The sequence below is a fragment of the Nocardia wallacei genome (assembly GCF_014466955.1).
In the GTDB taxonomy this organism is placed as follows: Bacteria; Actinomycetota; Actinomycetes; order Mycobacteriales; family Mycobacteriaceae; genus Nocardia; species Nocardia wallacei.
Map to the genome: position 1 here is coordinate 2,053,923 of NZ_AP023396.1, position 13,260 is coordinate 2,067,182.

Annotated in this window: 14 protein-coding genes; 3 read left to right on the forward strand and 11 right to left on the reverse strand. The window is 70.1% G+C overall.

Going from position 1 to position 13,260, the window contains the following annotated elements; genetic code table 11:
• Positions 1-192 precede the first annotated feature (192 nt).
• The 8 genes from NWFMUON74_RS09240 to NWFMUON74_RS09275 all read right to left on the reverse strand — a co-directional run bounded on the left by NWFMUON74_RS09240 (position 193) and on the right by NWFMUON74_RS09275 (position 6,897).
• Positions 193-1,254 (reverse strand): NAD-dependent epimerase/dehydratase family protein, encoded by a 1,062-nt coding sequence (locus NWFMUON74_RS09240; RefSeq protein WP_187687417.1) that lies wholly within the window; start codon positions 1,252-1,254, stop codon positions 193-195.
• Between the two features lie 135 nt (positions 1,255-1,389).
• Positions 1,390-1,791, reverse strand: coding sequence for a PaaI family thioesterase (locus NWFMUON74_RS09245; protein ID WP_187687418.1), 402 nt, complete (start codon positions 1,789-1,791; stop codon positions 1,390-1,392).
• Positions 1,792-1,850: 59 nt separating this feature from the next.
• Entirely contained in the window at positions 1,851-2,522 is a 672-nt protein-coding gene (locus tag NWFMUON74_RS09250) for a hypothetical protein (protein WP_187687419.1), read from the reverse strand.
• An 84-nt stretch (positions 2,523-2,606) separates the two neighbouring features.
• Positions 2,607-3,356: an SDR family oxidoreductase gene (locus NWFMUON74_RS09255; protein WP_187687420.1), complete on the reverse strand. Its 750-nt coding sequence runs from the start codon at positions 3,354-3,356 to the stop codon at positions 2,607-2,609.
• A gap of 39 nt (positions 3,357-3,395) precedes the next feature.
• Positions 3,396-3,626, reverse strand: coding sequence for a DUF397 domain-containing protein (locus NWFMUON74_RS09260; protein WP_187687421.1), 231 nt, complete (start codon positions 3,624-3,626; stop codon positions 3,396-3,398).
• Between the two features lie 496 nt (positions 3,627-4,122).
• Positions 4,123-5,241, reverse strand: coding sequence for a galactokinase (gene galK, locus NWFMUON74_RS09265; RefSeq protein ID WP_187687422.1), 1,119 nt, complete (start codon positions 5,239-5,241; stop codon positions 4,123-4,125).
• Positions 5,238-6,308, reverse strand: a complete 1,071-nt coding sequence (galT, locus tag NWFMUON74_RS09270; RefSeq protein ID WP_187689034.1) for a galactose-1-phosphate uridylyltransferase — start codon at positions 6,306-6,308, stop codon at positions 5,238-5,240. Before galT ends, galK begins: the two co-directional genes overlap by 4 nt.
• Positions 6,309-6,495: 187 nt before the next feature.
• Entirely contained in the window at positions 6,496-6,897 is a 402-nt protein-coding gene (locus NWFMUON74_RS09275) for an Rv1352/Rv1906c domain-containing protein (RefSeq protein ID WP_187687423.1), read from the reverse strand.
• 214 nt (positions 6,898-7,111) lie between these two features.
• On the opposite strand from NWFMUON74_RS09275, the gene NWFMUON74_RS09280 reads away from it, so the two are divergent.
• Together NWFMUON74_RS09280 and NWFMUON74_RS36710 are read left to right on the forward strand one after the other, a co-directional pair.
• Positions 7,112-7,681 carry a sigma-70 family RNA polymerase sigma factor gene (locus tag NWFMUON74_RS09280; protein WP_187687424.1) on the forward strand — a complete coding sequence of 190 codons (570 nt, stop codon included), beginning with the start codon at positions 7,112-7,114 and terminating at the stop codon, positions 7,679-7,681.
• A 126-nt stretch (positions 7,682-7,807) separates the two neighbouring features.
• On the forward strand, positions 7,808-9,823 hold the full coding sequence (locus NWFMUON74_RS36710) for an N-acetylmuramoyl-L-alanine amidase (protein WP_187687425.1): 2,016 nt from the start codon (positions 7,808-7,810) through the stop codon (positions 9,821-9,823).
• Positions 9,824-10,028: 205 nt separating this feature from the next.
• Here NWFMUON74_RS36710 and NWFMUON74_RS09290 read toward each other — a convergent pair whose 3' ends face one another.
• Positions 10,029-10,508: an ankyrin repeat domain-containing protein gene (locus NWFMUON74_RS09290; RefSeq protein WP_187687426.1), complete on the reverse strand. Its 480-nt coding sequence runs from the start codon at positions 10,506-10,508 to the stop codon at positions 10,029-10,031.
• A gap of 130 nt (positions 10,509-10,638) precedes the next feature.
• Here NWFMUON74_RS09290 and NWFMUON74_RS09295 point away from each other — a divergent pair, with 130 nt between their 5' ends.
• Positions 10,639-11,760 carry a CobW family GTP-binding protein gene (locus tag NWFMUON74_RS09295; RefSeq protein WP_187689035.1) on the forward strand — a complete coding sequence of 374 codons (1,122 nt, stop codon included), beginning with the start codon at positions 10,639-10,641 and terminating at the stop codon, positions 11,758-11,760.
• 49 nt (positions 11,761-11,809) lie between these two features.
• On the opposite strand, the gene pucL is transcribed toward NWFMUON74_RS09295, so the two are convergent.
• Positions 11,810-12,730: a factor-independent urate hydroxylase gene (pucL, locus tag NWFMUON74_RS09300; protein WP_187687427.1), complete on the reverse strand. Its 921-nt coding sequence runs from the start codon at positions 12,728-12,730 to the stop codon at positions 11,810-11,812.
• 86 nt (positions 12,731-12,816) lie between these two features.
• On the reverse strand, positions 12,817-13,248 hold the full coding sequence (locus NWFMUON74_RS09305) for a Clp protease N-terminal domain-containing protein (protein WP_187687428.1): 432 nt from the start codon (positions 13,246-13,248) through the stop codon (positions 12,817-12,819).
• Between the last annotated feature and the right edge of the window lie 12 nt (positions 13,249-13,260).

Consider the following 13,260-nt stretch of genomic DNA (forward strand, 5'->3'; position numbering starts at 1 on the left):
GTATCAGGTCGTTCTCATCGGTGGTCCGGCTGAGCGGCGGGTCCGCTTTGCCGGGTGGGGTGCCGGTACGTGTGGGGCCCTGCTGCCGCCGCCAGGTGGGAGTGCCGGTGTCCGCGGCGGGTGCGCACCGCCGGTCGGGTGCGGGTGCCTGCGGCGGCTGCTGCCGCCAGGTGGGGTGCGTGGGTGGGTCTGCTACTGCCAGGTGGGGGCGCCGGTGGCTGCGGCGGAACGGAGTGGGGCGGTGGCGAATTCGGTGAGACCTTCGGCGGGGGTGACCGCGGCGTGGAAGTCGAGGATCTCGGCCGCGCGTTGCGGACTTGCCACGATGTGGCGCACGTCGCCGGGGCGGTACTCGCCGGTGATCACGGGTGGTTTGCCGTTGGCGGCGCGGGCGAGCAGTTCGGCGACGGTGCGGATGTCGATGGGGGTGCCGGAGGAGATGTTGAGGGGCACGAAACCCGACGGCGGCTTCCGGATCGCGGCGACATTGGCGGCGGCGACATCACGCACGTGCACGAAATCCCGCATCTGGCCGCCGTCCTCGAACACGCGCGGCGCCTCGCCCGCCTCCAGCGCCGAACGGAAGATCGCCGCCACCCCGGAATACGGTGTGTCCCGGGGCATTCCGTCGCCGTAGACGTTGTGGTACCGCAATGCGGTCACCGTGCCGCCGGTCGCCGCCGCCCAGGCGCACGCGTAATTCTCCTGCGCCACCTTGCTCGCCGCGTACAGGCTGCGCGGGCGCAGCGGGCTGTCCTCCGCGATCGGGGCCCAGTCCAGTGGTTCGCCGCTCACCGGATCGCGATGGTCGAACCGGCCGCGGTCGAGGTCCTCGCGGCGGCGCGGGGGCGGGTCGGCGGTCTCGTGGCCCGCGCCGCGATAGCACCCCTCGCCGTACACCACCATCGACGACGCCAGCACCAGCCGCCGCACCCCGGCCCGCGCCATGGCCGCGAGCAGGACGGCGGTGCCCAGATCGTTGTGGCTGGCATAGGCGGGAGCGTCGGTGGCGCTGACCCCCGCGCCCACCACCGCGGCCTGGTGGCACACCACATCCACTCCGGCCAGCAGCGCCGCCACCGCGTCGGGATCGCGGACATCGGCGCGGCGCACCCCGCCGGGCGGCGCGGCGTCGCGGCCATGGGCAGCGGCGAGCATGAGATCGGCCGCGACCACCTCCGCGCCCGCCTCGGCCAGGGCCTTGTGAACGTGCGAACCGATGAACCCGGCGGCGCCGGTCAGCAGAACCCGCATCGGCTCAGGCGGGCAGGGCGGTCGAAGGCATCATGCCCACGATCTTCGCCGCTACGAGCCGCCGGAGCCGGGAACGCGGCGGGTGCGTCACGGATCGGTAAGAAATTCAGGCGACGGCACAGTCGCCGAGGTTCGTCAGAGCACCGCCTGGGTCTGGGTCACCTTGGCGACGAGTTTTCCGGCGTCGTCGTGAATCTCGGTCTCGACCACGATGAAGCTGCGGCCCGCGTGCAGGGCCCGCGCGGTGGCCACGGCGTACCCGGACCGGACCGCGCGCACGAAGTTCGTCTTCGACTCCACGGTCGTCGTCCCCTGCTTGCCCTCGGGCAGGTTCAGGAACGCGCACACCGCGCCGGTTGCGTCCGCCAGCGACATCAGCACGCCACCGTGCAGCGCCCCGCCCAGCGTGCACAGGCTCTCGTCCCAGGCCAGCCGGCTGCGCACCACATCGCGCCCGTGCTCGAGCACCTCCACCCCGAGTCGCTCGGTGAACGGCATGGTTCGGTGGAACAATCGCGTGCCCTCGGTATCGGTCATGCGACGAGCATGCCGGGTGGCTACCGGCACGTCGATTACCCGCGGGGTAATGACCGGCGCTATGCGGCGGCGACCGTGGGCCGCACGCGCGGAACCCGGTGTGCCCGCGCCCGCACCGCCAGTGCCACCACCAACACGATCGGCGCGAAAAGCGGTGGCGCACCGAGCGTTATGCCGAGCACGAGGTCGGCGAGCGGCCCGGCGACCGCCAGATTCATCAACCAGGCCGGAGCGTTCCGGAGCCGCGGGCCGCGGTCGCCGAAGGCGGTTCTGCCCCACGGCTTCGCGAACGACACCCAGGCTTGGAAGGCCAGCCCGCCGCCCATCACCACCGCACCGATGATGGCGATCGCCACCGGACCCTGCCGCCCGGCGTCCGCGGCGGCGACGATCTCGGGCATGCGCGGGCTCAGCACGAAGATGCCCACGCCGAGTTGGAACAGGGTGAGCACGAATTTCGCTGTCACCCAACGTCGTTGGAAATAGCCGAAGCTGGTACAGGCCGCCAGCAGGAATCCGGTGAACGCGGCGGCGTTGGCCGAGTACACCAGCACGGCCCGATCGAGCAGATCGGCGGCGTGCGCCGGTCCGGACTTACCCGGCCCGGGCGGGCTCACCGCACCGGCCGACATCAGCACCCCCAGCGCCACCGCCATGCTGGCCCATCCGACCGACGTCACTACGTGCAGCCACACCAGCAACTGCCGGGCTCGGCGACTCGACAATCCCATGCCGACATGATGACCGGGGGAAGCCCGCCGCACATCCGGGATCGACCCTGAAATCTCCCCGAGGCGAGTGGGTCGAAACGCCGCTCAGCCCATGCGTCCCACGACGCCGCGCGGCAGCAGCGGCAGCACGATGTTCAAAGCGCGCCAAGGCCATTGCGGCACGCAGGCGCGCACGGTCTCACGTTCGATGGCGGCGACCATCGAGGCGACCCCTCGCTCCAGCGGCACGGCCAGCTTGTTGTCACCGGCTCGCGCCACCATCTCGGTGGCGATGAAGCCGGGCTGCACGGTGGTCACCGCGATCGGGCTGCCACGCAACTCGGTGGTCAGCGCGTCGCCGAGAGCGGACAGGCCCGCCTTGCTGGCCGAGTAGGCGGCCTTCCTGCCCGGAAATCCGCGCACCGCGCTCATCGAGGAGATGAGCACCAGATGCCCCGAATCCTGTGCCCGGAAGATCTGCAGCGCGGCCTCGGCCTGCGCCAGCGCGCCGACGAGGTTGGTGGTCACGGTCGCGATATTGGCGTCGGCGCGGCCGGTGCCGACGGGCGCGCCCTTGCCCAGACCGGCATTGACGATCACCCGGTCCAGTCCGCCGAGTTCGTCGCGGAGTTCGGTGAACACCGTGGGCACGGCCTCGTGATCGTTGACGTCGAGCCCGCGCACCGCGACGGTGATGCCGGGGTGCGCGGCCGACAATTCGGTGCGCAACTGCTCGAGATTGTCGACTCGGCGCGCGCAGAGTGCGAGGTCCCGCCCTCGTCGTGCGAATTCGCGAGCCATGCCCGCGCCGAGTCCCGAGCTCGCGCCCGTGATGAGAATCTTGCGCCTGGTCATGCGCCAACCCTATGGGATCACGGCACGACCGGCCCGCGCTCACATGAGATCGTCGAATTCCCCTGCGCTGCAGCCTCGAATCCAGGCGGCGAGTTCGGCGCGGGTGAAGATGAGCGCTCCGTCTTCGGGGTGGTTGCTGTTGCGCACGGCCACCGTGGTGTCGGGTAGCGCGGCGCATTCGACACAGTTGCCGTCCGGTCCGCTGAAACTGGACTTGCGCCAGCTGCTCGCGGGCAGCCCGGCGATCAGGGCGGCGTCCGATCTGGTCATGACTTCCTCCAAGACATGGGTTCCGATGGGTCGGCGACATTGCCATGCGGCGGAGGCCGGTAATGCGTTGTGACGGCCTCGATCCCCCGTGCCCGGCTGCGCCCTGGGGTGCGTAACCATTGGCAGCCGCGCTAATCCCGTGACTACGGTACTTTCCACCGTGCGATTGCTGTAGTGCATTCGCCGAATTCGCAGATTCGCTGCGGGGCAGGTAGGGGTGTGTTCAGGGGTATTTGCCGGAGTTCAACCCTGCTATTCGGGCGTTATCGGGCCGCCACCACCCGGCTTCGCGTCATCGTAGCTGCGTAGATGCTGCTCACAGCCCATCTTGCGGGCTGTGCGGGACCGTCCTGCGGGTACCGATGCATATGCAGGTGTGGTTGCACCTGCTCGTGCACGCAGAAGGCGGGAATTCGCTGGATTCGCAAGATAATTCGCTTGTCGCGATACAAAAAGCGCGCGATCGATTTTCGGAAAACGATGCGAATTCGTTTCGTCAGGACACGCGGTGCGCACCCGCGGAAGGCACCGCGACAAAGGTGCGCGGCTCGGCGAACCCGTCGGCGCGGAATCGCTGTTCGATGGCTCGTGCGGTCCGCTCGGTGCGGTCGGCGGCGGTCAGCGCGATGATGCTGCCGCCGAAACCGCCGCCGACCATCCGGGCGCCGTAGGCCCCCGCCGCCACCGCGGAGTCGACCGCGGCGTCCAGTTGCGGTGTGGAGATCTCGAAGTCGTCGCGCAGCGAGGCGTGCCCGGCATCGAGGATGGGCCCGATCGCGCGCGGATCCCCGCCGCCGCGCAGCGCCTCGACCACCGCCAGTACCCGGGCGTTCTCGGAGACGATGTGGCGGGCCCGCCGGCGCAGCACCGGATCGGCGAGCCGGTCGACCTCACCGACGTCGGTGACATCACGCAGGCTGCGCACGCCGAGAGCCGCGGCGGCCTGCTCGCATTCGGTGCGCCGCCGCCCGTAGCCGCCGTCGGCGAGCCGGTGCGGCGTGTTGGTGTCGACCACCAGCAATGCCAGTCCGGTCGCGGCCAGATCGAAGGGCACCTGGGCGTGCTCGCCCTTGCCGAAATCGAGGAACAACGCGTGCCCGGCGGTGCACAGCACCGACGCGGACTGGTCCAGGGTGCCGGTGGCCGCGCCGACGTACGAGTTCTCCGCGGCCCGGCCGACATCGATGAGATCGGCGTCGGTCACCGGGAGCGCGAACAGGTCGCGCAGCGCGATCGCCACCGAGCATTCCACCGCCGCCGAGGACGACAGCCCGGCGCCGACGGGAACCGCGCCGTCCAGTACCAGTTCCACGCCCGCGATGGCGTGCCCGCGCCGGACGTATTCGTGCACCACGCCGAGCGGGTAGCGGGCCCACCCGGCCACCCGCGACCCGTCGAGTTCGGCGATCGGCTCGTCCACCGTGTCGCCGGGGTGCTGGCGCGAGGACACCCGGACCCGGCCGTCGCCGGTGGCGCGGGCCGCGCAGGTGACCGTCTGCGGCAACGCGATCGGCAGGGCGTAGCCGTCGTTGTAGTCGGTGTGCTCGCCGATGATGTTGACGCGGCCCGGTGCGGCCCAAACCCCTTGCCGCACCGGCGTTCCGCTCGCGCTCATCGCACCTCCCGCAGTTCGGCCGCGACCGTCTCCGGCGTGGTGTCGCTGATGAACACGCTCATCCCGGACTCCGATCCGGCCAGGTACTTCAATTTCCCGGCCGCCCGGCGGATCGAGAAGAGCTGTAAGTGCAGCCACCAATCAGCGCGCGGCACACCGGATTTCGGCGTCGGCGCCTGATTCCAGGCGGCTATGTAAGGCATGGGGGTGTCGAAGCGGTGGGCGAAGCGGCGCAGCACGTCCAGATACAGCGCCGCGAAACCGTCGCGCTGCGCCTCGTCGAGGTCGGGCAGGTCGGCGACGCGGCGATGCGGATACAGCTGCACCTCGTACGGCCAGCGCGCGAACGGCGGGACGAAGGCGGTCCACTCCTCGTTGGCGGCCACCACCCGCGACTCGGCCGCGCGTTCCGCGGCGAGCAGATCGCCGAACAGGTTGGCGTCGTGCGACTTCCGGTATCGCGCTACGTTCTCGGCGATCTTGGCCACGCGCGGAGTGACGAACGGGTAGGCGTAGATCTGACCGTGCGGGTGCGACAGCGTCACCCCGATCTCCTCGCCGTGGTTCTCGAAGCAGAACACCTGGCCGATGCCGTCGAGTTCGCCGAGTTCGGCGCTGCGGTGCGCCCACACGTCCAGCACCAGCCGGGCCCGCCGCGAATCCAGCTCCGCGAACGAGGAATCGTGAATGCTGGTGAAGCACACCACTTCACAGCGGCCGAAGCCGTCGCGCAGGGGAGTCAGCGGCGAACCCGTCACGGTGTCGGGGAGTTCCGCGTGGTCGGCCGACAGCGAGGGGAAGCGGTTCTCGAAAACCGCTACCTGGTAATCGGATTCGGGGATCTCGGTGGACCGGTGCGGAGTCGACGGGCACAGCGGGCACAGATCGGCCGGCGGCAGGAAGGTACGGGTCTGCCGGTGCGAGGCGATCACGACCCACTCGCTCAGCAGCGGGTCGAAGCGGCGCTGGGAATGGGTGTGGGTCCGCGGCAGATCGCGGGTGTCGGTCGCGGTGCGCGCTACCCCCGGGTCGGCGTCGAAGTACAGGATCTCCCTGCCGTCGGCCAGTTCGCGGCGGGTGGTGATCACCGCGGCACCGGGGCCGGGGTGGGTGTGCGGTCGGGTGGCAGCGGTGCCATGACAACCTCCGAGGGAAGCTCGACAGACTCAGCCGGACACTACACCGGACGATTGTGAGCGCTCACATCGGGTGCGGAGAGTACCGCGGCACTGCGAGTCGCGGTGCCGCGGTAGGTCAGAACTCGCTGCCGAACAGACCGCCCGGTCCGTAGGAACCGGTGGGCGGCGGTGCGGGCACCATCACCCAGGGGCCGCAGTTGGTCGTCTGGAAGGCGACATCGCCCGGCTTGATCAGCACCCGGACCGGGGTGGTCCGGGTCAGGTCGCTGGCGATGATGAACTGGTTCGGATCGGGGTCACTCGCCTCCGGCACCTTGCGCAAGCGCTGCCAGTAGCAGGCGTGGACCGGGTCGGTGGTCCCGGGCGCCTGGTAGATGCCGGGCTGGATGTCGACACCCACCCGGTACAGCCCGTCACCGGGGACGTTCGTCGCCGGGTCGGCGGCGGCGGTTCCGGATCCGAGCACGGTCACCGCGGCGGCCACGGCTCCCGCGATCACAAGCGTGCGTCCACGCACGGCGTTCCTCCTCGACTTCATGTGCGGGCCGCCGATCGGTCCGGACGGCCGCGGAAGTTCCCCGTGACTTCCGGGGGTCCGGTCTATCAGAGTTCGCGAGATCGATTGGCCGGAATGATGAAATTCGGTGGCGCGCCACAGCCGCCCGGTGGACTCGCGAAAATTGATGTGCGCGCGGCGATGCCTTCCGTGCGCTTCTCGCGATATTCCAGGCATGAGTGGTCTCCGGTCTGTTTCCCCCGACAGTGACATCGCCTGCGGCCCGCGGTGCGCCCGACTGTGTACCCGAGCCGGGCTGGCCGCGGTGCTCGCCGCCGATCAGGGACTATTGCATTGGCGGGCGATGCGGAGGCTGGGCGACACCGGTCTGGCCGAGCACGCGGTGCAGGACACGCTGCTGCGGGCGTGGCGCGGCTGCGGGACCTACGATCCCGACAAGAGCAGCGTGCGCACCTGGTTGTTGTCGATCGAGCGCAATGTGCTCACCGATCTCGCGCGGATGCGTGCCGTGCGGCCGGCCGAGGCGAGCTGGGACGACTTCGCCGAGACCGCCGACCGGCGTGGGGCTCGCCCCGACTTCGCCGACACGCTGGCGGACGGTCTGCTCGTTTCCGAACTGCTGGCCCGGCTGCCCGATCCCCAGCGACACGCCGTGGTGCAGGTGATTCTGCACGATCGCGCTTACCGAGATGTTGCTGAGGACCTCGGCGTGCCGGTCGGGACCGTCAAGACCCGGGTGCATTACGCACTAAGGTCACTGCGTCAGCTCCCTCGAAGCGCCTGAGTGTGGCAGTAACGGTTCGGTAACTGTGCTTGCGTGACGGGACCTCTGTTGCCAGAGTGAACCACTGGGTTTGGTGTTACTAGTGGGAAGGGAGGGGCGACCCGCTACTGGGTGCGCCGTCCGCACATGAAGCCAAGCATCGTCAAGGCCGGTCTCTGCCTCGCCGTCACGGCCGCGGCCCTCGCTCCATCCGCCGGGATGCTCCCGGCGGTCGCAGTCGCCGCCCCCGCGGATCCGGACATGTCGAGCAAGCTCGCCGGCAAAACGGTGTTCCTCGACCCGGGTCACCAGGGCTCCGACCACAACCAGGACATCAGCCGTCCGGTCGGAGACGGCCGCGGCGGCACCAAGGAATGCCAGACGACGGGCATGACCACGGTGAACGGCGTGCCCGAGCACACCATCACCTGGAATGTGTCGCAGTTGGTGAAGCAGTCGCTGGAGGCGATGGGCGCCCGCGTGGTGCTCAGCCGCCAGGACGACACCGGGTGGGGCAGCTGCATCGACGAGCGCGCCGCCGCGGCGAACGACTCCGGAGCGGATGTCGCGATCAGCATCCACGCCGACGGCGCGCCCGCCTCCGAACGCGGCTTCCATCTGATCGTGCCGCAACTGCCGATCCCGGACCCCACGGCCAACCAGGTGCAGTCGGGCGCCGGGCTGGCCGCGACCAAGGTCGTGCGCGACGCCTACCTGCAAGCCGGCTTCCCCGCGGCGACCTACGGCGGCGCGGTAGACGGTCTGCAGACCCGCGCCGATATCGCCGGGCCCGCGCTGACCCGCGTCCCGGACGTGTTCCTGGAGATGGGCAACGGCGCCAACGCGGAGGACGCCGCCGAACTCGAGTCCCGCGAAGGGCAACTCGAACACGCCGTCGCCATTGCCACCGGCCTGACCGGCTACCTGCTCGGATTCGGTGCGCCGCCGCTGCCCTCCGGTTCCGCGGACGGGCGTGCGTCGGCGAATACTCCACCGGGACAAGAGAATCCGCTCACGAACGATGGCCCCGCCGATGCGGGGCAGGGCACTGCGCCCGGCCGCTCCTCGACCGCCGCGCCCGGGGCAGCCCAATCCGCGCCCGACGGATCCGCCCGGTCCGCACCGGACGCGTCCACACCGGGAGCGGACCAAACCAGCTCCGGCGCAACGCCTCCGGGCGCCTCCGCGCACTCCGCGCCGGGAGCGGGCCAGGCCCGCCCGGATGCGTCCGCACAGTCCGTCCCGGGAACGGAGCAGACAGCGCCGGATGCGTCCGCGCAGACCGGGCCGGGAGCGGATCAGATCGCGCCGGGTGGTGTGGCTCCGGGTGCGTCGGCACAGGCCGTGCCGGGAGCCGAGCAGACTGCGCCGGGTGTTTCGGCGTCGGGTGCGTCGGCGCAGGCTGTGCCGGGAACGGAGCAGACTGCGCCGGGTGTTTCGGCGTCGGGTGCGTCGGCGCAGGCTGTGCCGGGAGCGGAGCAGACTGCGCCGGGTGGTGGGGCCTCGGGTTCGTCCGCGCACGCCGCTCCGGGAACGGGACAGAGCGCGGCGGGGGCCGAGACTCCGGGAGTGTCCGCGCAGACCGGGCCGGGAGCGGATCGGTCAGGGCGGAGTGCGGCGTCAGCGTCGGCTGATCCGGGGGCGGGTCAGGTCGCGCCGGGAGCGGCTGCGCAGGGAAGTGGTGAGTCGGCATCCGGTGCCGCGCCGCCGAATGCGAACGCGCAGCACGTGCCTGGCAGTTATACCCCGGGCACACCGGACGGCAACGCCCAGGCGCCGGGACCGGGTTCGCCCAACGCGTACACCACGCCGAACGCGTACACCTCCCCCGATGCGTACGCCCCAGGCGCGCCGCGGGCGACCGCTCCCGGTAATTCCGCGACAGCGCCACCATCCGCTCCGGGCACCGCGCCGGGCTCCGACCCGTCCACCACCTCGGACTCGGCCGCCAGCTCGCTCGTCACCACCGCGATGCAACTCCTCCTCCCCCTGGCGAAGTCGCTGGGAATGGACGACGCCGCGGTCAACTCCGAATTGATCAACCTGGCCTACACCCTGGCCGCCACCCTGCTCGGCCCGGGCAGCTCGGAAAGCTCCGGCGCACAGGGTTCTCCGGGGGCGAAAAGCATCCCGGGCACGCACAGCGGTCCCGCCGCGCGCTGATCCGAGCACAACCGAGCGAAGCGTTCACCGCGCGCCCCGTCCGATTCGGCGGGGCGCGCGGTGCCTTCGTGTTCCGGGTCCGCGAGCGGTCACCCGGTTGTCCGCCGAACCTCGCGTGGCGCGGCGCCACCATGCGTGCGGCATCGCGATCATCGCCGAGATCGGGCCTTCCCAGCGGCCGGCTCTCTGGAAGCGGTCCGCCGATCTACTGGGCGAGAAGCCGGAGTATCTCCGCTGTGTCGTCCGACGGCCGCATCATGGCCAGCTCCGCGGGGGTCTTCCCGGACCAGCGGCCCGCCTGCGGACCCGTCCGTCCATCGGTCCGTGCTCCGGCTTGCAGAAGAACGCGGACGCACGCGAGAGAACCACGGTCCGCCGCCGCGCACAGTGGCGGCCAGTCGGCGGGCAGGTCCGGATGCATGCCGTGGTCGAGTAGTAGCCGCACGGCCTCGGCATGGTCCTTGTGCGCGGCCTTGGACAGGGCGTTCGGCGGCACTTCGATGCCTTGGGCCAGCAGGTAGGTGAGAATCTCGGTCCGGCCCCACTCAGCCGCCCAGCCGAGCAGCGAGTCTCCCGGCACTGTGACGCTCGTCAGGTCGACACCGGCTTCGTGGGCACGGCGTACTTCGGCGGCGTCGGCGCGGACGACCGCCATGACGAGATCGAACTCTTCCGCACCGGACACGGCATCAGTATGCCGTCCCGGTCCGGGTCAGGGGCCACGGAATGTGGTCGACGGACAACCGTGGCGGGGCGGCACACGCTCGTCGGGCACGGCTAATATTGCCGGGATGCGTGCGGAGGACGAGCTGGGTATGGCGGATCGGCGCATTCCGGTGCTGGTCGTGGCGGGGTATCTGGGGGCCGGGAAGACGACGCTGCTCAATCATCTGCTGCGGCAGCGCGAGGCGCGGATCGGTGTGGTGGTCAACGACTTCGGGGCCGTCAATATCGACGCCATGCTGGTGGCGGGGCAGGTCGACGCCATGGTGTCGCTCGGCAACGGATGTGTCTGCTGCGCGGTCGATGTCACCGAACTCGACGGCCTGTTCGCGCGACTGGCGGAGCCGCGCAATCGCATCGACGTGATCGTGGTGGAGGCGAGTGGACTGGCCGAACCCCGCAACCTGATTCGCATGGTGGTCGGCAGCGACAATCCGCGCATCCGCTACGGCGGCCTGGTCGAGGTGGTCGACGCCGAGCATTTCGACGCCAGCCGCGACCGCCACCCCGAACTGGCGACGCACCTGCGGCTGGCCGATCTGGTGGTGCTGAACAAGGCCGATCGAGTACCCGTCGAGCGGCTGACCAGGCTGCGGCAGGAGATCACCGAACTGGTGGGCGCGGTGCCCGTGTACGCGACCACTCGCGGCCGCATCGACCCGCGATTGCTGTTCGACCCGCCGCGCTCCGGGACGGCACCGGTGGCCGAGCAGCTCAGCTTCGACGAACTACTGGCCGAGGACCACGACCACGACGTCCCCGGCCACCACCACCTGCACGACGACTACGACAGCGTATCCTTCACCAGTACAACAGATCTCGACCCGCGCCGCCTGGTCGACTTTCTCGAGGACCCGCCCCCGGGCCTGTTCCGCGCCAAGGGCTGCACCGCATTCGGTGTCCGAGACGAACGACGCAAGTTCGTGCTGCACGTCGTCGGCCGCCACGTGGTCTTCGAACCCGCGCCCTGGGAACGCGGCGAAACCCGCGAAACCCACTTGGTATTGATAGGTTCCGGCATGGACACCGCCACGGCCACCGCCCGCCTGCACGACACGGTCCACGCCGCCCCCGAACCCCTCGACAACCAAGCGATGCTCCCGGTCTGGCGCTACGTCTCCCGCGACCTCGACGCCGCCGACCCCAGCGACCCCGAAGACATCGAGAACGCCTGGGCCGCTACCGCTTTCGGCTTGCCGGACGATCCCGAGTAGCGTCCGCCCATGCGCCGCGACAGCGATCGGCGGCGTGGCCGCGCTCCTGTCACATCGCCCCGGTGAAGCCATCCCAGGCGCTCCCCGCGTCGGGGGCGTCATCGCGCTGGGCGGTTGCCTGGATGAGGCCGTAGGGGCGGTCGGCGGCGTGGAAGACCTCGTTGGAGTTGTCGATGCCGAATCGTTCGAGGTCGTAGGAGAAGTGGTGTCTGTTCGGCGCCGACAGCCGGATCTCGGCCAGGCACGGATATGCCCGCAGTGCCGCGCTGCCCATGTCGAACAGCGTCTGCTGCAACGCTTTCGACTGCAGTAGTGCGAACCGCTCGATGAGCACGGCCTTGATTCCCGCGTAGGCGGCGTCCCAATCCGCTGGTGGCGCGGCGAATCGCCACCGTGCCACCAGGCTGGTGGCCATCATCCGGTCGTGCGTCGGCTCCAGCACGGTGAACTCGTCGGTGTGGAAGCCCGCGAACTCCGACCCCGTCGACTTCAGCAGCACCAGATCCTTGATGCCGCCGATCACCCATTCGCGTCGCCGGGATCCCTTGCCCTGCACGGTGATCGCCGCAGTACGCACCTCCGGGCCGCGACGTGTCCAGGTGTGGTCGTGGGGGCGGCCGTCGGCGTGCGCGCGCTCCCAGGCGTACTCCTCGATCTCGAGGCGCGCCGACTCGACGGGCTCGATGTCGTCGACGAAATGCCGTGCGAGCGCCAGCCCGTAGTCCTCGATGCTGCCCGCTCCATGGGTTTTCGCGTACGCGTAGATGGTCTGCTTCTGCGAGTCGGTGGGCAGCACCGTGCCCTGATCGCCCGCGGTGTGCGCGGGCTCGAACGCGCCGCGCAGGCACGAGGACACGTTGAGGTCGCGAATCTCGTGCCGGGCGGTGTCGCGGTAGATGCGTACCACGCGGTTCTCGGCCTTACCGTACTGATGGGGCCCCAGCACGATCCTGCCGGTCAGATCGGTCATGGTCACTCCTGTGTCGTGCGGTGGTTTCCCACAGTGGACCATTGCCGCCGGCCGCGTGCCCGGCGACGGGCCGGTATCACAGTGACCTAGGAGCGCATCTGCTCGGTGAGCGCCGCCTCGAATTCGTCCAGGCACACGCCCGCCCCGGCCAGCTCGCGGATCGCCAGGCACTCGCGGTTGCGCAGCAGTGCCAGCTGCAGATGTTCGACGCCGATGTAGTCGTGGCCGAAGCGCCGGGCCAGATCGCCGGCCGCGCCGACGATCCGGTTCCGGTTGGCCGCGGGCTCATAGGCATCGGACCGCATCGCCGAGCGCAACGTCTCGGCGATCTCGCGGGGCTCGCCGCCGAGGCTGCCGAGCACATGCACCGGTACCGCGTCCGGATTGTCGAGAATGGCCAGCTGGAGATGCTCCGGGCCGATGTAGTCGTGGCCGCGTTCGCGCGCGACGGCTTGGGCGTAGCCGAACACCCAGTTGGTCCGCGGGGTGAGGGTCAGGGCTGCGTCCGGCTGCGTCATCCGTTGATCATT